At 68.0% G+C, this 16,003-nt stretch carries 32 protein-coding genes; 2 read left to right on the forward strand and 30 right to left on the reverse strand.

Translation table 11 applies throughout. From position 1 onward, the window contains the following. Positions 1-47: 47 nt before the first annotated feature. A complete protein-coding gene (locus AP234_RS01010; RefSeq protein ID WP_055477600.1) occupies positions 48-407 on the reverse strand; it encodes a hypothetical protein in 360 nt (119 codons plus the stop codon). Then, entirely contained in the window at positions 404-739 is a 336-nt protein-coding gene (locus AP234_RS01015) for a DUF1360 domain-containing protein (RefSeq protein ID WP_055478172.1), read from the reverse strand. The genes AP234_RS01010 and AP234_RS01015 overlap by 4 nt, the downstream gene beginning before the upstream one ends. Positions 740-870: 131 nt before the next feature. Between AP234_RS01015 and AP234_RS01020 the strand changes: the two genes are divergently transcribed. Together AP234_RS01020 and AP234_RS35785 are read left to right on the forward strand one after the other, a co-directional pair. Beyond that, positions 871-1,176, forward strand: coding sequence for a hypothetical protein (locus tag AP234_RS01020; RefSeq protein WP_055477601.1), 306 nt, complete (start codon positions 871-873; stop codon positions 1,174-1,176). A gap of 72 nt (positions 1,177-1,248) precedes the next feature. Next, a complete protein-coding gene (locus AP234_RS35785; protein WP_152990172.1) occupies positions 1,249-1,617 on the forward strand; it encodes a DUF2511 domain-containing protein in 369 nt (122 codons plus the stop codon). Positions 1,618-1,641: 24 nt separating this feature from the next. Here the strand turns inward: AP234_RS35785 and AP234_RS01030 are convergent, their stop codons facing one another. The 28 genes from AP234_RS01030 to AP234_RS01150 form a co-directional block, all read right to left on the reverse strand. Beyond that, a complete protein-coding gene (locus AP234_RS01030) occupies positions 1,642-2,703 on the reverse strand; it encodes a tyrosine-type recombinase/integrase (RefSeq protein WP_063842722.1) in 1,062 nt (353 codons plus the stop codon). Between the two features lie 10 nt (positions 2,704-2,713). Beyond that, positions 2,714-3,247 carry a hypothetical protein gene (locus AP234_RS01035; protein WP_152990173.1) on the reverse strand — a complete coding sequence of 178 codons (534 nt, stop codon included), beginning with the start codon at positions 3,245-3,247 and terminating at the stop codon, positions 2,714-2,716. Between the two features lie 9 nt (positions 3,248-3,256). Continuing rightward, positions 3,257-3,448: a hypothetical protein gene (locus AP234_RS01040; RefSeq protein WP_055477604.1), complete on the reverse strand. Its 192-nt coding sequence runs from the start codon at positions 3,446-3,448 to the stop codon at positions 3,257-3,259. A gap of 239 nt (positions 3,449-3,687) precedes the next feature. Beyond that, positions 3,688-4,218, reverse strand: coding sequence for a hypothetical protein (locus AP234_RS34165; RefSeq protein WP_200926180.1), 531 nt, complete (start codon positions 4,216-4,218; stop codon positions 3,688-3,690). A 147-nt stretch (positions 4,219-4,365) separates the two neighbouring features. After that, on the reverse strand, positions 4,366-4,554 hold the full coding sequence (locus AP234_RS01050) for a hypothetical protein (RefSeq protein WP_055477606.1): 189 nt from the start codon (positions 4,552-4,554) through the stop codon (positions 4,366-4,368). Next, positions 4,551-6,029 carry a phage terminase large subunit gene (locus AP234_RS01055; RefSeq protein ID WP_055477607.1) on the reverse strand — a complete coding sequence of 493 codons (1,479 nt, stop codon included), beginning with the start codon at positions 6,027-6,029 and terminating at the stop codon, positions 4,551-4,553. The genes AP234_RS01050 and AP234_RS01055 overlap by 4 nt, the downstream gene beginning before the upstream one ends. After that, positions 6,026-6,490 carry a sigma factor-like helix-turn-helix DNA-binding protein gene (locus tag AP234_RS01060; protein ID WP_055477608.1) on the reverse strand — a complete coding sequence of 155 codons (465 nt, stop codon included), beginning with the start codon at positions 6,488-6,490 and terminating at the stop codon, positions 6,026-6,028. The genes AP234_RS01055 and AP234_RS01060 overlap by 4 nt, the downstream gene beginning before the upstream one ends. A gap of 92 nt (positions 6,491-6,582) precedes the next feature. Continuing rightward, positions 6,583-6,894 (reverse strand): hypothetical protein, encoded by a 312-nt coding sequence (locus tag AP234_RS01065; RefSeq protein WP_055477609.1) that lies wholly within the window; start codon positions 6,892-6,894, stop codon positions 6,583-6,585. 30 nt (positions 6,895-6,924) lie between these two features. After that, complete coding sequence (locus tag AP234_RS01070) at positions 6,925-7,602, reverse strand: protein phosphatase 2C domain-containing protein (protein ID WP_055477610.1); 678 nt, start codon at positions 7,600-7,602, stop codon at positions 6,925-6,927. A gap of 49 nt (positions 7,603-7,651) precedes the next feature. Continuing rightward, positions 7,652-7,801, reverse strand: coding sequence for a hypothetical protein (locus AP234_RS37580; RefSeq protein ID WP_162492444.1), 150 nt, complete (start codon positions 7,799-7,801; stop codon positions 7,652-7,654). 118 nt (positions 7,802-7,919) lie between these two features. Continuing rightward, positions 7,920-9,185, reverse strand: a complete 1,266-nt coding sequence (locus AP234_RS01075) for an RNA-guided endonuclease InsQ/TnpB family protein (protein ID WP_063842723.1) — start codon at positions 9,183-9,185, stop codon at positions 7,920-7,922. Positions 9,186-9,376: 191 nt separating this feature from the next. Next, positions 9,377-9,748: a DUF6011 domain-containing protein gene (locus AP234_RS01080; protein WP_055477611.1), complete on the reverse strand. Its 372-nt coding sequence runs from the start codon at positions 9,746-9,748 to the stop codon at positions 9,377-9,379. Between the two features lie 471 nt (positions 9,749-10,219). Then, positions 10,220-10,546, reverse strand: coding sequence for a hypothetical protein (locus AP234_RS01085; protein ID WP_055477612.1), 327 nt, complete (start codon positions 10,544-10,546; stop codon positions 10,220-10,222). Next, positions 10,543-10,983, reverse strand: coding sequence for a hypothetical protein (locus AP234_RS01090; protein ID WP_055477613.1), 441 nt, complete (start codon positions 10,981-10,983; stop codon positions 10,543-10,545). The genes AP234_RS01085 and AP234_RS01090 overlap by 4 nt, the downstream gene beginning before the upstream one ends. After that, positions 10,976-11,188 (reverse strand): hypothetical protein, encoded by a 213-nt coding sequence (locus AP234_RS01095; protein WP_055477614.1) that lies wholly within the window; start codon positions 11,186-11,188, stop codon positions 10,976-10,978. Before AP234_RS01095 ends, AP234_RS01090 begins: the two co-directional genes overlap by 8 nt. A 38-nt stretch (positions 11,189-11,226) precedes the next feature. Then, positions 11,227-11,445 (reverse strand): hypothetical protein, encoded by a 219-nt coding sequence (locus AP234_RS01100; RefSeq protein ID WP_055477615.1) that lies wholly within the window; start codon positions 11,443-11,445, stop codon positions 11,227-11,229. A gap of 79 nt (positions 11,446-11,524) precedes the next feature. Continuing rightward, positions 11,525-12,061, reverse strand: coding sequence for a DUF6573 family protein (locus tag AP234_RS01105; protein WP_200926181.1), 537 nt, complete (start codon positions 12,059-12,061; stop codon positions 11,525-11,527). Positions 12,062-12,191: 130 nt separating this feature from the next. Beyond that, positions 12,192-12,608, reverse strand: a complete 417-nt coding sequence (locus AP234_RS01110) for an ASCH domain-containing protein (protein ID WP_063842725.1) — start codon at positions 12,606-12,608, stop codon at positions 12,192-12,194. Between the two features lie 48 nt (positions 12,609-12,656). Then, positions 12,657-12,839, reverse strand: coding sequence for a hypothetical protein (locus AP234_RS01115; RefSeq protein ID WP_055477617.1), 183 nt, complete (start codon positions 12,837-12,839; stop codon positions 12,657-12,659). A gap of 20 nt (positions 12,840-12,859) precedes the next feature. Then, positions 12,860-13,036: a hypothetical protein gene (locus tag AP234_RS36965; protein WP_160330355.1), complete on the reverse strand. Its 177-nt coding sequence runs from the start codon at positions 13,034-13,036 to the stop codon at positions 12,860-12,862. Beyond that, positions 13,033-13,479 (reverse strand): hypothetical protein, encoded by a 447-nt coding sequence (locus tag AP234_RS01120; protein WP_055477618.1) that lies wholly within the window; start codon positions 13,477-13,479, stop codon positions 13,033-13,035. The genes AP234_RS36965 and AP234_RS01120 overlap by 4 nt, the downstream gene beginning before the upstream one ends. Beyond that, positions 13,476-13,649, reverse strand: coding sequence for a hypothetical protein (locus AP234_RS36970; protein WP_160330356.1), 174 nt, complete (start codon positions 13,647-13,649; stop codon positions 13,476-13,478). The genes AP234_RS01120 and AP234_RS36970 overlap by 4 nt, the downstream gene beginning before the upstream one ends. Before the next feature lie 61 nt (positions 13,650-13,710). Next, positions 13,711-13,926: a hypothetical protein gene (locus tag AP234_RS01125; RefSeq protein ID WP_055477619.1), complete on the reverse strand. Its 216-nt coding sequence runs from the start codon at positions 13,924-13,926 to the stop codon at positions 13,711-13,713. A 91-nt stretch (positions 13,927-14,017) separates the two neighbouring features. Next, complete coding sequence (locus AP234_RS01130; protein ID WP_055477620.1) at positions 14,018-14,278, reverse strand: DUF6011 domain-containing protein; 261 nt, start codon at positions 14,276-14,278, stop codon at positions 14,018-14,020. Next, positions 14,263-14,598 (reverse strand): HIT domain-containing protein, encoded by a 336-nt coding sequence (locus AP234_RS01135; protein ID WP_152990176.1) that lies wholly within the window; start codon positions 14,596-14,598, stop codon positions 14,263-14,265. Before AP234_RS01135 ends, AP234_RS01130 begins: the two co-directional genes overlap by 16 nt. Next, the gene (locus tag AP234_RS01140) at positions 14,595-15,053 is read right to left on the reverse strand and encodes a hypothetical protein (protein ID WP_055477621.1); all 459 of its coding nucleotides are present in this window, start codon (positions 15,051-15,053) and stop codon (positions 14,595-14,597) included. Before AP234_RS01140 ends, AP234_RS01135 begins: the two co-directional genes overlap by 4 nt. Continuing rightward, a complete protein-coding gene (locus AP234_RS01145; protein ID WP_055477622.1) occupies positions 15,046-15,600 on the reverse strand; it encodes a hypothetical protein in 555 nt (184 codons plus the stop codon). Before AP234_RS01145 ends, AP234_RS01140 begins: the two co-directional genes overlap by 8 nt. Next, on the reverse strand, positions 15,593-15,904 hold the full coding sequence (locus tag AP234_RS01150; RefSeq protein ID WP_235557895.1) for a hypothetical protein: 312 nt from the start codon (positions 15,902-15,904) through the stop codon (positions 15,593-15,595). The genes AP234_RS01145 and AP234_RS01150 overlap by 8 nt, the downstream gene beginning before the upstream one ends. Positions 15,905-16,003: the final 99 nt, after the last annotated feature.

Consider the following 16,003-nt stretch of genomic DNA (forward strand, 5'->3'; position numbering starts at 1 on the left):
CCAGCAGCCCGCGATGGTACTCATGTAAGCCTAGCGACGGCCCATGGTCAGGAGCAGATCTCCGCGCCTTGGAGGGCAGCAGCGAGCCACCGCAGCTCGTGCGGCACACCCGAGCGGAGCAGCGCGCGAACGTATTCGTCGGCCGCGCGGATCAGCCGGTCCTTGTCCACGCTCCCGCCGGGGGTAGCGGCGAGGGCTTGGCGGAGGCACGTCCACGCACCGGTGAGGAGCCGATCCAGGTCGTCGTCATCCACCCGGATCTGCGTGTGCAGCAGGTACGGGGGGATGTGCTGGTAGCGGGACCGCCGGTCACGGGTGAGGAGGCGTTTGCCGCTGACTTCGAGTGCGCGCCAGACCGCGACGTCGGCGGCGAGGATCACCTCATCCACGCACGTCGTGGCGCTCATACCGCGGCCCGGGTGTCGTCCCACCGGTTGAGGAGGACCGCACCGCCGGCGATCGCGAACCACTCGACGCCATGCAGCAGCCAGTGCGCGTCACCCCAGGTGCCCGTGCAGGTGAGGTAGACGGCGAGGATGATCCCGGACAGCCAAAATCCCATGCAGTATGGGCAGCTGATGAGGGTGGTGATCAGCTCGCGGGGTCTCGATTCGGGGCGGTGTGCCTGCCACAGGTGGATGCGGTCTCGGATCGGGTCCAAGATCGAGTCCCAGACGATCAACTGGGTTGATCGGTAACCAGCGAGCGCGAGCACGGCAAGCACGGCGATATTGATCACGGGCAACCCCCCAAGATCTCCCGATTTGCCGCCAATCATAGGGGTCAAGGTCGTGATTCCTTGTTCGTCAAGCGACCTGCCAGAAAAGTAATCCCTGTGACGGTGTCAGTCCTGGTTGTTACCGTGGGTGAATGGCCCCCTCCACGCCTCGACGCGCGCACACCCTGCGCCGCCTCGGCCGGCGCACAGCCGACCCGCCGCTCAGCGTGCTGGACGTCGCTCTCCGCCTCGACAACTCCCGCGTGGTTCACCTGGCCGGGACCGCGACCGACCACCGCGGTGAGACCTTGCCCGCCCCGGCCTGTCACGTCGGCGTCGCCGGATGGGACCCCCGCCGGTTGCACGTGTCGGAAGCGCCGGTCACCTGCCGCCGCTGCCTCCACCTTCTGGAGGCGAGGCAGATCCCCGCAGTCCCTCTGCAAGAGCCGCTGTTCTAACCGGACGGTTTTCCCTACTTCCCGTGGGCTCCGCTGCGATACTGGGGCATCCCAGCCCTCGAGGAGCCTCCCTTGTCCTTCAAATCCGCCGCCGCTACCACTGCTGCCGCTGTCATGGCGTTGACCGCATGCAGCAGCCCGGCGACGTCGGAGGAGGAAACCGGACGCCACGTCACCTCAGCTGAAGTGACACCCTGGCCTTTCGCCGCCGGAGCTGGGCGGCTGGCATGCCCCTTCGGAAACGAAGTGGTATTCACGCCGGACGGGTCCTCGACGACGTACGCGCTGAACGGCCGAGCCATGGGAACCGGCAAGTACCGGCGGCTAGAGCCCGATGACCCGATGTGGCTGAGCGACGAAACCGTACCGGTCGAGATCGGCCCGCCGATAAAGATCACTACTCACCGTTTGATCGAAGAGGGCTTGAAGCTCTGCCAGTAGGAGCGCGGCTCGACGAGGTAACCGTCACTGCTGCTCCTCGGGGTCAAGCGAGGGGAGGCTCAGCCGGTCTGTCGCCTCCCGCCGGCGCCGCTCCGGCCGCCGGTCGTACCGCGCGGTTGTCGCTGGGGATGCGTGGCCGACCAGCGCCTGAGCCGTGGCGAGGTCCACCCCGGCGTCAAGCAGCTCCCCGACGTAGGTGCGGCGGAAGTCGTGCGGGGTCCGGCGGGCGGTCTTGGCTTTGCCGAACCGGCGGTCGTGGACGACGCCGAGCGCGCGGGGGGTCATGTGTTTCATCCGGCCGCCGTCGTCGTAGAGGATCTGGCCGCTCTTGCGCAGCGCGGGGAACAGGGCGCCGGGGGCACGGCCGCGTGCGGCGAGCCAGGCTTCGACTCGGGCCATCGCGTCGGGGATGAGGTAGACGAGGCGTTCCTTGTCGCCCTTGCCGCGGACTTTGAGGGAGCGGGTGCCGGGGTTGTAGTCGGCGAGGGTGAGACCGACGAGTTCGGCTCGGCGGCAGCCGGTGGAGAACAGGGTGGCGAACAGGGCACCGTCGCGGAGGCCGATCACGCGGTGTCCCTCAGTTTCGGCGTCGGCGTCGCAGCTACGGAGCACGGCGGCGAGGCTTTCGCCGGGGACGTCCTTCCCGGCGGGGACTCGACTCCCGCTGACGGTTTCGAGGTCGGCGGCGCGCTGGTATGTCTCGGCGTCCATCAGGCCGAGCTTCCATGCTTCCTTCAGGACGCGGCGCAGCGCCACGAGGTGCTTGTTCACATGGCTGGGGGACCAGCCCTGTTCCAAGAGCTTCGTGCGGATCTTGACGGTGTGGCCGTAGGTGAGGCGGTCCCAGCCCAGGGTGGCGCCGAAGTTCTCCCGCTCGATCGTGGGCATGGCGTTCCACTGTTCGTCGTCGAGTTCGGCTATGAGGCGGGCGATCCGGTTCAAGCAGCCGCGCATCGTCCGCTTGGACTCCTCGCTCTTGAGGTTGTCCAAGTAGACATGGAACGGGTTACACGCGGGCGCGGCCGGGACAGCAGGCAGATGGGCGTGCTCGACGACAACGGGGACGAGGCCGGTCGCGTCATCCATTGTTGGCGGCTCAAGGTCGGTCATCGGCCACCGCCTGCCGCACCCTGGCCTCCGCCAGTTCCTCGAACCTCGCGATGTCCTCCGGGGCCATCGGACGCACGGCTCGACCACTGATCCTCAACGCCAGGTTGTACAACTCGCGATGCCGTACGTCCCACTTGACGTCGCTCTCGTTCAGTAGGGCCGTGGCCAGTTCGACCGTGGGCGAAACGTAACGGCCGTCGACCATCGCGGAGCTGTACAGGCCGTCGATCAATTTCTCGACGAAGCCCTCGCCGTGGACCGAACAGATGATCGACTCCTCGATGACGTCGTCATCGTCGTCGGTCCAGTCGTAGTGGTCGATGACTCCTTTAGCGCTGACCGGGCCGTGCGCCACGACATGCGTCCAGGCGTACAGGCGGGTGCCGTCACCGCATTCCGCGCATCTGTAGACACTTGTTGCTGGAGTGGCAGCAGCGGCCTTAACTGCCGCCCTGGCGTGGCGTGATCGTTCAGCCTGAAACGATCTCCGGTCCAGCTTGGAGCGGGACTTGAGGCTCATGGGGGACTCCTACGGGATCTTGTAAGGGCTGATGTCCAGGTCGAGCCTGTCGGCGATCGGTGCGAGTGCCGGGTCGGCACGTAGTTGCTCGAAGGTTTCCCGGAGCCGAGCTTGCAGCGTCTCCCATGCCTGGGCTTCGTCGTCATGCTCGTCCGGTTCGAGCCAGGCGGAGATCTCGATTGAGTGTTTCTCTCGGGCCATGGTGATCGTTGCTCCCGTTGGTCTTGGGGTCGGGTGGCTCGACTCTAGCACGCTTAGGTTCCGGGAATTGGCATTCCGTGAATCTAAAATCGGGCCAGAAAACAGCAGCTTTGAAGCGCCGCAGTCAGAGATATTTCGCCCCACAACTATCCGCACAGGGAACAGTTCGCGTCCGGATCCGTCCGGGAGCGTCCGCTGCCGTCCAGCCGGGCCCGGAAGCGCCCAGCGTGGATCAGCTTTCAGGCGACCTCGTCCTGATTTCGTTCCTTCTGCCCGTAGACGGCCGGATGACCGAACACGTCGTCAAACTGATGGGCCAGCCTGCCGTTGATGAGGTAGTACGAGCCCCCAAGACCACGAGGCCCGCGAGACCCGTAGGCCATCACCTCCTGCGGCGTGAGAACGCCGAGGTTTCCGAACACATAGAAGATCGGCACACCGAACGCGGCGATGAACTGGAGCCCGAAGCTCACACACTTCTGGGAGACGGCGTACCGGCCAGTGTCTGCGCTGCTCATGCGGTCCTTCGCATCGATCGCAACCAGATCACCGTCTCGTACTGCGACCAGGTCAGGAAAATTGGCCCAGCGGGTACGTGCGATAGCGCGTCTGATTTCTTCGCGGAGGATGGACTGCCCCCATGGGTTTACAGCCCAGTTGCGTGTCTCCAGTTCTGCGCAGATGCGGAGTTCGTGGGCTTCTCCAAAGCTTTTCCGATCATGGAATGAGTGCATAGGCCAACGATGGGTGATGCCCTTGAGCTGCCGCAACTCGTGTCTCGTGGGGTCTGGTGAGCGCTCGTGGAGTCTGGCGAGCGCTCGTGAAGTCTCGTGAGCGCTCGTGGGGCCTGGTTAGTCTTCAAGCGTTATCAAGCTGGTACCTCTAGCGCCGTTCACCATCCGACGCGGGCACAGCCGTTACTCGATGAGGTTGTAGGACAGCAGGGACATGGTCACGGTGAGCGCGGCCCACCCGCCGAGGCCCACGCCGAGCGCGAGCAGTCCCCGGTCCCGCACGAGCAACAGGTCGAAGACGAGCCACGCCCACGCGCCGGTCACGAGAAGGAACGGCCCGCCGAACACGGCGAGGAACATGCCGGTGCTCATCGCTTGCCGCCTCCGGTGACTGGCCGGCCGTACCGAGCAGCAGCGCTCCCTCGGCCCGTCCTCGCCTCAGTCGGCCGCGCCCGGGCGGGTGAACGGACGACGCTGGAACCGACGAGATCGCGAGCAGCAACGACGTACCTCATCGCGTCAGCACCGTGATCATTCTCCTTGACCGGGGCCTCCTTCGGCGGCTTACCCGGCGAGGACTGCCACACGTACCCCGGGATCTCCTCGGCAGTGCAGCAGGGGCGTTTCGCCTCTTCCAGCTTCGGATCACGCTCTACGAGGGCGTCGCGCATGATGAGGAGCCGAGGCCGGCGATCCCCCGCGACTCGGAAGCGGGCTTGCGCGGCTTGGATGCCGTCGGTGACGGTCTTCTTCGCTGGGGCGGTGGGGATGCCGAGGTGGCGTTCCAACGTGGCACGGTCTTCGGCGTCGTGGTCGCAGATCACCGCCCGAGGCCGCGGTTCGGCCCACACGAGGCGGCATTTACGGCAGTCGTGGCAGTCGTGGTCTGCGGCCTTAGACCCGCAGCACTGCTCGCAACGTCGCACGAGCCGGAGGATCTGCCGGGCGTGGTCTTCCACGAGGCGGCCGGAGTAGTAGATCTCCCGGTACAGGTAGAGCCTGCCGTCGCCGTCTTCGGCCCAGAACTGGCAGACGAACGGGTTGGTGTAGCCGAAGTCGACGGACCACCAGCGAGGCCAATCGTCGGGCGGCGTAAACCGGTCGACGAGGTGCACGACGGGGTCGAACTCCTCGTACACCAGCCCTTCGGCGGCGGCCCACAACCCGTCGCGCAGCCGAAGTCGACGCACACCGGTGAGAGCGTCGAGCTTGGCCATGTAGTCCCGGCCCGCTTCGGTGAGGGTGCCGTCCTCGTTGACGTAGGCGGGGTTGTCCCGGTGGCGGGAGTTCAGCATCACCATCGCGCCGCGGTCGGCACGCTGCTTGATCCAATGGGTGGGGTGGACGGGGTTGCACGCGGCGATCTGCTGCTGCCACGACAGCACCTGATTTCGCAGTCGGGTACCGAGGGTTTCCCAGTCAGTCTCGGTCAGCTCGGTCGCCTCGTCGACGAACACCAGGTCGAACTCTGAGGACAGGACGCGCTCAGGGCGGTCCATGCCTCCGACGACGATGACGCTGCCGTTGGAGTACCGGTAGGAGGCGGCTTCCCGGGTGCTGCCGCCGTACCAGCGGACCAGCCCGGCGGCGAGTGCCTCGGCGGCGACCTTCCGCTCGAACGTCACCAGCGTGGTGGCGCCGAGCGAAACCGCGGTCTTCCGGACGATCAGGCACCGGATGCCCGGCGTGGACAGCGCGGCGAGGTGGACACGGAACAACGCCGCGAGCGATTTCCCGGTCCCAGCGGGACCGGCGATCACGACTTCGGATGATCTTTCGGTGAACAGGGCACGGGCCGCGCCACGCGGCTCGTACCGCACCACCAGGTGATCAGACGTGGTGGTCATTTCAACTGGGCAGGGTCGACACCGACGACCTCGTAGGTCACCCCGCCGGACAGGCTGACCTTCTTCTCCGCGTCCAACCCCAGCAGCGCCGCACGCCGGGCCTGGATCTTCAGCATCCGATCCACCGCCGCGAGCACCGGCCCGTCATCGATCAACGGTTGCCCGTCCCACATGACAACCTTGCCCTTGTCCACCACGTAGTGCGTGGCCTCCAACACGCCCAGCGCGGCGCGGTGCATCTCGTCCAAGCGGACAAGCTCGAGCTGTCGGACCTCCTCGGCTGGCTCGCGGACGATGTCGGCGATGGCCCGTTGCACAGCCAGATAGGCGTTGCTTCGCGATACGCCGAGCTGTTCGGCGATCTGCTCATACGACAGGCCACGCGCCCGTAGCCGGCAGGCTTCCGCGTCCCGGACGGCAGTCTCAGGGTCGCGCGTGTAGCGGCCGTCACCGCCTCTCACACCGGACAATGCGTGCCCCTCCCCCGATCACGGATCTTGCCTCTCAAGTGTGCCTGCCCGTCGGTGTTCTGCTGGCCTAGCGTTCTGCTGGTTCAGCCGGGAACGTCCGGTAGGCAGAACTGCGACGGGCGCCCAGGCTGGCAGTCGCAGACACCGGGGTTCTCCGCATGCCAGCGTTCCCACGCGGCACGGCCTGGGCGCCAGTGGCGGCGTACGGCCTCGGCGAGTGGGAGCGGTTCGGGTGGGTTGGCGAGGAACGCGGTGAGGGTGCGTTCGCGTTCGCGTGTCCACTCCTCCTCGGTGTACGGGGGCAGGCCGGCGCGGGCGGCCCGCTTGGTCGCGTAGACGCTGTCGATGCCGCCGCCCTGGTGGAACTCGCCACTCTGGGTCACCCAGACGTACATGGTGTTTCCTCCCTGATCGACGGTGCGGTCTTAGTCGAGGTCGGCTACGAGGACGGTCGCGTTGTCCGCGTGCCGGGTCGCGTGCCCGATCGCGGCGGTGGTCAAGGCACGGGCGGCGGTACGCGGGGAGCCCGTCAGGTAGGAGGCGAGGTCGCAGCCGTCGTCCTCGAGCGGCTCGTACGCGCCGTCGGACGCGAGCAGCAAACGGCCATGCTGGGCGGTGCTCCGGGCGCCGATGGCGGGGGCGTCCCTGGAGTCGCCCAGGTAGGAGGTGACGTGGTTACGGGCGTACTGGTCGGGCTCCTGACCGAGGTCTAGCAGCGTCTGGCGCATGTTGTGGTCCTTCGTCAGCCGCTCCAGCGTGCCGTCGGCCGTGAGGAGGTAGGCGCGGGCGTCGCCACACCACGCGACCTCCAACGGCTTGCCCGGGGCGGCGACGGCGACGACTGCGACAGCGGCTGGCGCGCCGTAGTAGTCGCACTCGGCGGCGGCGACCGCGTGGATCGTGCGCAGGCCGCCCTCGGCGCTGGCTTGGAGGGCCGCGGCGCGGGCCAGGCGTCGGGCTGCGGTACGGGTCCACTCCCGCACGGTGTCGGAGGAGCCGATGCCGTCGAGCAACACGTACGCGCGGGTGCCGGCGTGGGTGTGGGTGGCGGTGGCGTCGCACTGGTGCGAGCGGCTGCCGATGAGCTGGGCTGTGGCGTGCATCGCGTTTCCTCGTTCTCTCAGCGGGGGTGCAGGGGGACGGGGCAGGGGGTTAGTTCTGCTGGTCGCGCAGGGCCGCGCGACGGGCAGCTGCGCGGGTGCGGGCGCGGCGGGGCCGGGGGTCGTGGCGGCCTGAGGCGTTGGAGCGGCGCAGCTCGACCAGGCGGGCGCCCGTGCGAGGGGCGGGGGTGTTCTTCGGCATCGCGGGGTTCCTTCCGAAGGGGGTGGGCCCCGGAGGGGGTCGGGCCCTGGGGGGGGCTATTGGCCGTAGTAGTGAAGGCTCCCCCAACTGAAGGCGGGGGCTTCCAGCGAATGCCCGTTCATGAGACGGGTTCCCTTCGCTTCGGTTGACGCTTCGTCGCCCCGCCCAACGGCTGGAGGGCTCCGCGTCCTGCCACGCCGCTTCCCGGCGCGGTTGCCGCCCTTACGGCGGCGTGATGGATGTTGCGGGCGGCGTTGAGGTCAGCGTTCCCGGCCCAACCGCACTGGGGGTTCTTACACACGAACCGCGCTTGGCTCTCACGCGATCCGGGTGTGATGAACCCGCAGACGTGGCACCGCAGGGAGGTGCCGGGAGCGGGAACGCGGACGATCGTGCCGCCACGTTCGGCGGTCTTGTAGGTGAGCTGCTCGGCGAGCTGGCCCCATGCCTCGCTTTGAATGGCTCGATTGAGCCCGGCCTTGGCGCGGACGTTGCGGCCCGGGTGGGCGACCGTGCCGCGCGCCGAGCGGGTCATGCCAGCGATGTTGAGGTCTTCAACGCCGATGAGGCTGTAGGTGTCAGCCAAACGGCGGGTGGTCTGGTGCTGCCAGTCGGCACGGCGACGCGCGGCACGCCCCCGAAGATCAGCGATCTGGTCGTAGGTACGGGTCAGCCGCTTGGAGTCGGCCTCGCCTCGCACGCGGGTGCGCCTCCGGCGGGCGGACTGGCGCTCCAGCCGCAGCAGCCGTTCAGCTTCCTTCGGGCGAAGCCACGGCCCGTGATGCTGGTGGTTGCCGTCCGACAACGCGAGTGGGACGGCGATACCCCGGTCGATGCCAACCGATGGGCCAGCGTGCGGGGCGGGGTCGGGCTGCTCCCAGGTGGTACGGAAGACGATGTGCCAGCCGTTCGCCTCGTTCACCAGCCGCGCCCCGGTGACCCTGCCGGGGATAGCCCGGTGGGCGCGGAAGCGAACCACGCCAACCTTGGGGATCTTCACGGTGGCCCAGCGGCGTGACAGCTTCGTCACGTCCAGGTCGCGCCCCTGGGGAACGTCGATGACCATGCGGGACCGGATACGGGACTTGAAGCGCGGCGGCTTGGCGCGGCCATCCCAGAAGTTCGCCCACGCCCGCGTGTAGTGCTTGAGCACCTGCTGTGCCGCTTGGGCGGGAAGTACGGTCAGCCAGTCGATTTCCTTACGTGCCTGGCGGATCGCCTCGTCAGCCTGCTTCAGGCTCGGGCGACGGTGACGCCCACCCCACGTCCACCACTCGTGCAGAAGGTTCCACAACCCACGGGCTGCGTGGCCTTGCTCCTCCAAGATGGAGGCCTGCTCAGGGGTCGGGTAGAGCCGAAACTTGGTGCCGCGCTGGATCTCCACATCAACCTCCTCCCGTACGTATGGCACTCTCACAAAGCAAGATCATTCGCCGTAGTAGTAGTCCGGGTCTTCGTCGTAGTCCTCGTCGTCGTAGGGGCCGTCGTAGTCGGCCTTCTCCAGCGCGTACTCCCACTCGGCGTAGGTGGTGAGGTCAGTCATGGAACGTTCCCTTTCTGCTCGTTTTCTGCTCGTTAGGCGGCGCGGCGGGCCGGGGCGGCGGCGGTCAGGATGCGGGCTGCTGCCGTGTGGTAGCAGCGGCGCTGGTGGCGGCCTGCCTTGCAGGTGCACTGTGCGGAGTGGGTGAGGTAGGTGGTGGTGCCGTCGGAGGCGACGGTGAGGTAGATGCCGGGGCGGCGGGTGGGGAGGATCGCGCCCTGCTCGATCAACTCGCGGGCCTTGTCGGCCTGGGCAGGCTTGTAGTCGGTGAGGTCGACCACGTTGGCGGCGGCGGCGACCTTGGCCTGGCAGCGGGGGCCGCGGCCGTTGGCGATGGAGCGGGCGGAGCGGAGAGGGCGGTGGCAGCTGAGGCACCGGGCGGTGGTGGTGTTCTGCGTGGTGGTCATGGCCCTTCTCCAATCACTTGCTGTCCCGTTCAACAGGACTAAGTTTTCCAGAGAGGGAAGACAGTATCAAGCCGAACACGACAAAGTTTTAGGCTGTGACCCCAACAACATCAGCGCAAACAAAAGAGCCGCCCGCGACCACCACGCGAACGGCTCCACAAACCCCGGTCCGGCTACCCCTCGGCAGGCTTCTTCCGAGGACGCCCACCACCAACACCCCGCCCCCGCCGGCGCTTCTTCCACTCCACGATCGTCTCCGGACGCCACACCGGGGTACGTCCCATCATCTGATCCTCCATCGGGAGAGCACCAGCAAGCTGCGTCGGCGTCACCTCCTCACCAGCGGCCTGCCGCTTCCGGAGGTCATCGCTACGGACCCGATACCTGTGCACGGTCTGCGGCTTCACGCCCAGATACTCCGCGACTTCCTTCGGGCTCCAAAAATCTGCGTCCATGTCAACCACACAAGGATTATGGCGTCCCATCGCCCGGCCCCGCTGTGCACCCTGGCACATTGAGGTCTACCCGGCGAGGACACAGACGCCGCCACTGCTCCCGTGAAACACACGAGACGCGATCCCCCGCGGGGACGTGCAAGACGCCGGTGGACGGCTCACGCGGGCCGACGGGCACGGCGATGTCCCAGCGGATCCGCCACCCGGCGGGGTACCGCTTGATGGCGCGGACGATGCCGTACAGGTCGCTCGCGGCCAGCGGCCCGTCAGTGACGCGGATGATATGCCCCGGCTTGAGCGCGGACGGGTCGACGTGGTGAAGGTCAGGCAGAACGATCATCATGTCTCTCCCTCCAACGCAGAGTGGATCGCCGCGACAGGAACCGAGGGAATTGCGTTAGGTCCGCACATCACCGGATGCGCGATAGCGGCCCGGACACGGGCGATAATGGCCTCAGCCTTGGACAGCGCGGCGTCTAGTTCCCACGCTGCCGCCTCCAGGTCCCCATGCCGGGGGCAGGACCGGTGAGCACGGGCCACGGGATTCCCGACGACACGGCTCAGGTCGTCGAGCACGTCCGAGGCGCGGAGACAGATGCCGTTGCACTGCGGCAGCGCGGCCTCGGCCTGCTCGGCGCGCTGTATAGCAGCGGTCAGCTCGTCGTCCCGTACGGCCAGCAGTGCGGATAGGACGCGGTCGCGGTCTTCTTGCCGTCTCGGATGCCATTGGGCGCCCAGGAGTGTGTCTTCGTACCGCTGGCGGAGGTCGTTGTCAGCCACGGTCGCCTCCGAGGATCACGCGAGCCACGGCCAGCTCGTACTGGACGGTCGGGAGCGCCTTCTCGCTGAACCTCGCGAAGAATTCGAGCCTGGCCGCCGCATCGTCGAGCAGGGCGGCGAGCGGCTCGTCTACGGGGCGCTCCGGGTTGGCGCGGAGCTTGGTGGCGGCGGCGCGCAGCTGCTCAGCGGACGTCTTCTCAGTCACAGTGTTACTCCTCTTTTCGGTTTGTCAGGGTTCTCACGTCACAGGGTGGGGCCGGAGTCCACGTCGGCCACGGCCTGCGCCGTGGCCTCGAACTGCTCGCGGGTGGCGTACGTCTCGTGGTGAGGGTCGCCGAGCATGCCGCGCAGGCCGGGCGCAGAGCAGGCGCAGATCGTCCAGGACTGGTAGACGACGCTGCCGTCGGGCAGGTGCTCGGTGAGGCTGAGCGTGGCGTCGGGGTGGTTGTCGTGGCTGGTCAAGTGCGTCCTTTCGGAGCATCGGGAATGGAGGGGCGCTGGTGTCGCATCCGACAGGGTGCGGCACCAGCGCCACGATGGGTTAGTCCTCGTCCTGCTGCATGATGGTCAGCACCAGTTCGCCGTCATCACCAGGGCCGGCGACCACGTCAAGACGGACCATGCGGGGTGCGCGAGCCCGGCCGGGGCGCGGGGTCCGGTACAGCGGGAAGCTGATCCGGCTCGTGCTGCCGGGGGCTCGGCGGATCCCAGCGGCGGCCATCCAAAGGACGTCCCACAGGCGGCCGTCCTCGTCCTGGATGGTGCCCTTGCGGCGGTTGTCCGCGTCGTCCCAGGCGACGCAGTCCTCCCACGCGGCGCGGGTGATGGCGACGGGGGCGCGGAGCCCGGCCTCACGGGCGAGGCGTTCGGGGACGGCGACGAGGGTGCCGTCGGCGAGGGCCTGGGCGCGGGTGTAGGTGTGGATGACCTCGCCGAAGATGTCGTCGAGCTCGTCGGGCTCGTTGTGAGGTTCGGGGGTGGAGCGCATCGCGTCGTCGCTGACCGTGAGGTCGTGGGTGGTGTAGCCCTCGACGAGGGTGTCGATCCGGTTGATCAGGTTGTTGGTGTCGAGGGCCATCCTGGTTCTCCAATCGCCTTTATCGCGTTCAACATGACATAGTTTCCCGGTCGATACGTCCACCGTCAAGCCGAACACGACAAAGTTTTAAGGGAGACCCCACACGACACGGCAAAACCCCCGCTCCGAGTCAGCAACCTGGGGCAACGCGAGCACCGAGTTGCGCGTGGACTGCCGCCTCCGCCTCGGAATTGAGGTCCCATAAGCCGAGCCGTCCCTTGCAAGGCACCGGGTCGGGCAGTTCGCGCGCGTTCGCGAACTGCCAGTGGAGTTGCCCAGGTACCGCCCAGGGTCCGCACTCGCAGTCTTGGGCGGTGCAGACGTCCACCAGGTCAACGACTGCGACGATCGCCGACGCGGGTGACTTCAGGACGTACGCGCCGGTCAGTTCGTAGACGCGGGCGAACGCATCCTCACGGTCGGGTCGTGCGGCGGCGTGGATCGCTAAACGGCCCCGGTAGGTGGTGTTCCAGGTGCGGTTCTCGATGGTCTTCACGCCGTGGGCGATGGCCCACGCCCACGGGTTCCTCACAGTCAGGGCTTTCACCGGCTGCTCCCCTTGGCCCTGGCGCGGCCGAGCACGCGGGGCATGACCTCAGCCTCCCACCGGGCGCGGGTCATCAACTCGGCCCGTTGACGCGCTCCCCAGCCTGAAGGCTGGGGATTCAGCCCGTGCCGCGTGTGCGGCGGCCTGGTGGTGGAAGTGGATAGGGCCGATGCGGACGGTGTCGTATCCGGGCTTGGTGATGATGACGGCCTCGGGCGTGGTGGCGGTCATGGCCTCTCCTTCAGAGGTGGTCAGGTCTGGTCGGTCTCGCCGCGGAGCTGGGCCAGCAGCACGGGGAACTCAGGGTCGGTGTCGTGGGTCTCCTGCAGGGCTAACCAGGCCTCAGCCTGGGCCTGGGTGCCGGGGTAGAGGATCCGTCGGCCGTCGGGGGCGGTGATACGGGTGAACGTCCTGGTGGCGGTGCTCATGCGACCTCCTCGGTCGAGTGGTTGCGGTAGCCCGTGCAGGACGGGCAGTCGTCCTCGTCGTCTTCGTGCCAGGCGGAGCAGTTCCAGTGGTAGACGCCCACGGTGTGGACGAACCGGCCGTCCATGCCGGCGACGGCACGCTCCCCAGTGGGCCGGTACTCGACCTCGATCCGGGCCTCGGGGTGGAGGTGGTCGGCGGAGCGCGCGGCGACGATGGCAGCGAGGCGGTTGATCGCGAAACGGACGGGGCGGTCGTCGGCGAGGATCAGGTACTTCGTCGGGGTGAAGCCGAACCGCATGACGGCCTGCACGTCGGTGGGAGTGGGGGTGCGGCCGATCAGGGCAAGCTCGGCGCGGAGGAGCTCCACCACGTCGGCGGTGTTGACGGTAGCGGTGGTCATCGTCTCCTCCGGGTCGGTCGAGCGGTTACCGATGGTGGTCATCGGGCGGGTTTGATGGCGAGCCATGCCTTGCGGTGCCGGGGCGAGGCGTACTCCCCCGTCGCGGCCATCTCCTCGAGTTCGGCCTCGGTGCAGCCGAGCCGGTCGAGCGTCGCGGACTTCCCTGCCTCCCACTCCTGCTCGGTCAGCTCGTGGATCTCGATCTCGGCCATTGGTGCCTTCCTGGTTGCGTATTGATCGGGGGCCGCCCTGGGAGGGGTGGGGGTGGCGGGGTCATGCCTGGGCGTCGAGGACGGCCAGGGAGCGGACGTACGCCCCGAACGCGGTCGGCCGCTCGGCGGCCATCCGGGTGAGGACGTAGTCGGTCGCGGCGTCGATGGCGCGGCCTCGGTGGGCGCCGTCGGCGACGAGCCGGTCAGCGATCCGGGTGATGGCGCTGTTGACGGTGTTCACCGTGGCCTGGGCGGTGGTGATGTCCGTGGTGGTCATCGCGTCGTCCCCCTCAATCGCTCTGTCGTGTTCAACGTGACTTAGTTTGCCCTTTGGGCGGCATCGCTGTCAAGTTCAACGCGACATAGTTTTACCTTTGGGTGGGCTTCCCGTCCCCGCCGTCCTCGAACAGGTCGAGCTGCCCGTCCACGTCCACCCAGGCCCGGGCCCGGCCGAACCGCACCCGAGGCGTGGTGAGCGTGATGCCACGTTTGGCTGCGCAGTCCCGGCCCAGTCGCATGGCGATGGATCGCGGGTCGGTGAGGCGCCGGTGGCAGTCCTCGCACTTGCCGACCGGGCACGGCTCGACCGGCTCAGAGTCGAGCGGGACCAGGGCTAGCGGGGTGTCCACGGCAGCGCGAGCCCATCACCCTGACGTCGGGGAACCACATGCCAATGCAGGTGATAGACGGATTGGGTCGCCTCGGCTCCCCGGCTGGTGATGACGTTGCAGGCGTCCCACCCGCCGGCCAACTCCGCCGCAGCGCGAGCGGCTGTCGCGGAGACGGCGGGGTCGTCAGCCACGTCCTCGACGTGCACCCGGGGCACCACCAGCGTGTGCCCCGGCGTGACCGGGCCGAGGGGGACGAACGCGACCGCGTCCGACCACCAGCGGACCACCTGGGCGGGCGCATCCCCCGCGATGATGGCGCAGAACACGCACGCGCTCACGGTGCCGTCACCTCCCGCCCGGGAGCCTGCTCGGTGGTGGCTTCGTCCCAGGCGTAGGAGCAGTTGCCGCCGATGCGCTCCAGCTCGGCCACGCGCTCGCGCAGCCGCTCCAGCTCGGCGTCTCGTACGGTCAGGACGGCGGCGGTGAGGTCGTCAGGTCCAAGGTTCGTGACGATCCGCTGCTCGGAAGCGAGGCGGGCCCATTCGGCGTTGAGCGCGGCCGCGTACCGGTGGCGGTCAGCATGCTCATTGGCATGCGCGTTAGAAAGCTGATGGGCATGCTCGGTCTCGTCGGCCAGGGCGACCGCGAGGACCCGGCGCACGTCCCCCTGGCAGACCGCACACTCAATGTCGAACCGGTGCTCGCTGTGTGCGCTCCACGGGCCGGACCCCCACGGGTGGGACAGCACCGCCCGCGCAGCCAGCTCCAACGTGGTCGACGGGAGGTCAGGCATCGGAGGCGTCTCCCTTCGACTGCGCGACGAACTCCGCTTCCTCAGCGGTCCACCGCCACGACGGCAGCAGCCCCGTCATCGTCAGCACGTCGCCTTCGACGAGCTTGACCGCGTTGTCGAACGCTGCCGCCTCGACCAGCAGCGCCCGGCGAGCTTCTACGGGTGCGCCCTGGGCGTACTCCCGTCGGCCAGCGGCGGCGCGTCGGAGGTCGGCGATGATGCGGGCACGCTCCTCAGCGCGAGCCTGCTCAGCGATGGCAACTGCCCGCTTCGCCACGGCTTCGTCGGTGACCTGCTCAACCGCGGCGAGTAGCTTCGGCCGCTCCTCGTTGATGGCCTCGGCGGTGATAGTCCGGATCATCGCTTCGTGCTGTTCGCGGGTCGCCGTCCGGAGTGCATGCTCGGCGATGAACGGTGCGGCGGCCTCGATTGCAGCGCGTGCGAAGTCTTCGTCGCCCTTGAAGAACGGGTCAAACGGGCGAGATCTCAACGCCGCCTCGATCGCGTGCTCGGTGGCTTGTACGGCTTCCGCCGGGATCTCAGACATCGGCGTCTCCGCTGGCGATGATGAGGGCCGCCACCCACAACCAGCCGATGTGCCACGCCTGATCCAACGCGTAGGAGCCCGTCCCCAGGGTGGGGTTGTCATCGTGGCCAGGGCGAGGCCTGCCGAGTCGGTAGAACTCGCCCGAGCCGAGCCGCGCGGCCAGAGCGGCCAGGGTGTAGCGGCGGTCTGCCCAGTAGTGGCTGACCGCGTCCAGGGTGAGCGCGAGGGCGGTGCGGCCGAGCGGAAGCCGAGTCCTCGTCACCTTCGCGGTAACGCCGAGCACGACTGCCTTCGTGAGCGTCATCGTCGCAACGTGACGGGCGCACGCCGCCTGACCGGCACGCTGCTGTGCTCCCGTGCCGCCTTTCGCGCTCGCCTGCGCATGCGTCTGAACCCAGTGATC

The organism is Sphaerimonospora mesophila, assembly GCF_001417795.1.
Lineage (GTDB): Bacteria > Actinomycetota > Actinomycetes > Streptosporangiales > Streptosporangiaceae > Sphaerimonospora > Sphaerimonospora mesophila.

Coding starts and splice junctions, on each gene's coding strand:
- AP234_RS01010 (WP_055477600.1), bottom strand. CDS start 407: ATGAGCGCCACGACGTGCGTGGATGAGGTGATCCTCGCCGCCGACGTC.
- AP234_RS01020 (WP_055477601.1), top strand. CDS start 871: ATGGCCCCCTCCACGCCTCGACGCGCGCACACCCTGCGCCGCCTCGGC.
- AP234_RS01030 (WP_063842722.1), bottom strand. CDS start 2,703: ATGGATGACGCGACCGGCCTCGTCCCCGTTGTCGTCGAGCACGCCCAT.
- AP234_RS01035 (WP_152990173.1), bottom strand. CDS start 3,247: ATGAGCCTCAAGTCCCGCTCCAAGCTGGACCGGAGATCGTTTCAGGCT.
- AP234_RS01040 (WP_055477604.1), bottom strand. CDS start 3,448: ATGGCCCGAGAGAAACACTCAATCGAGATCTCCGCCTGGCTCGAACCG.
- AP234_RS01050 (WP_055477606.1), bottom strand. CDS start 4,554: ATGAGCACCGGCATGTTCCTCGCCGTGTTCGGCGGGCCGTTCCTTCTC.
- AP234_RS01055 (WP_055477607.1), bottom strand. CDS start 6,029: ATGACCACCACGTCTGATCACCTGGTGGTGCGGTACGAGCCGCGTGGC.
- AP234_RS01065 (WP_055477609.1), bottom strand. CDS start 6,894: ATGTACGTCTGGGTGACCCAGAGTGGCGAGTTCCACCAGGGCGGCGGC.
- AP234_RS01070 (WP_055477610.1), bottom strand. CDS start 7,602: ATGCACGCCACAGCCCAGCTCATCGGCAGCCGCTCGCACCAGTGCGAC.
- AP234_RS37580 (WP_162492444.1), bottom strand. CDS start 7,801: ATGCCGAAGAACACCCCCGCCCCTCGCACGGGCGCCCGCCTGGTCGAG.
- AP234_RS01080 (WP_055477611.1), bottom strand. CDS start 9,748: ATGACCACCACGCAGAACACCACCACCGCCCGGTGCCTCAGCTGCCAC.
- AP234_RS01085 (WP_055477612.1), bottom strand. CDS start 10,546: ATGATGATCGTTCTGCCTGACCTTCACCACGTCGACCCGTCCGCGCTC.
- AP234_RS01105 (WP_200926181.1), bottom strand. CDS start 12,061: ATGGCCCTCGACACCAACAACCTGATCAACCGGATCGACACCCTCGTC.
- AP234_RS01115 (WP_055477617.1), bottom strand. CDS start 12,839: ATGACCGCCACCACGCCCGAGGCCGTCATCATCACCAAGCCCGGATAC.
- AP234_RS36965 (WP_160330355.1), bottom strand. CDS start 13,036: ATGAGCACCGCCACCAGGACGTTCACCCGTATCACCGCCCCCGACGGC.
- AP234_RS01120 (WP_055477618.1), bottom strand. CDS start 13,479: ATGACCACCATCGGTAACCGCTCGACCGACCCGGAGGAGACGATGACC.
- AP234_RS36970 (WP_160330356.1), bottom strand. CDS start 13,649: ATGGCCGAGATCGAGATCCACGAGCTGACCGAGCAGGAGTGGGAGGCA.
- AP234_RS01125 (WP_055477619.1), bottom strand. CDS start 13,926: ATGACCACCACGGACATCACCACCGCCCAGGCCACGGTGAACACCGTC.
- AP234_RS01140 (WP_055477621.1), bottom strand. CDS start 15,053: ATGCCTGACCTCCCGTCGACCACGTTGGAGCTGGCTGCGCGGGCGGTG.
- AP234_RS01145 (WP_055477622.1), bottom strand. CDS start 15,600: ATGTCTGAGATCCCGGCGGAAGCCGTACAAGCCACCGAGCACGCGATC.
- AP234_RS01150 (WP_235557895.1), bottom strand. CDS start 15,904: ATGACGCTCACGAAGGCAGTCGTGCTCGGCGTTACCGCGAAGGTGACG.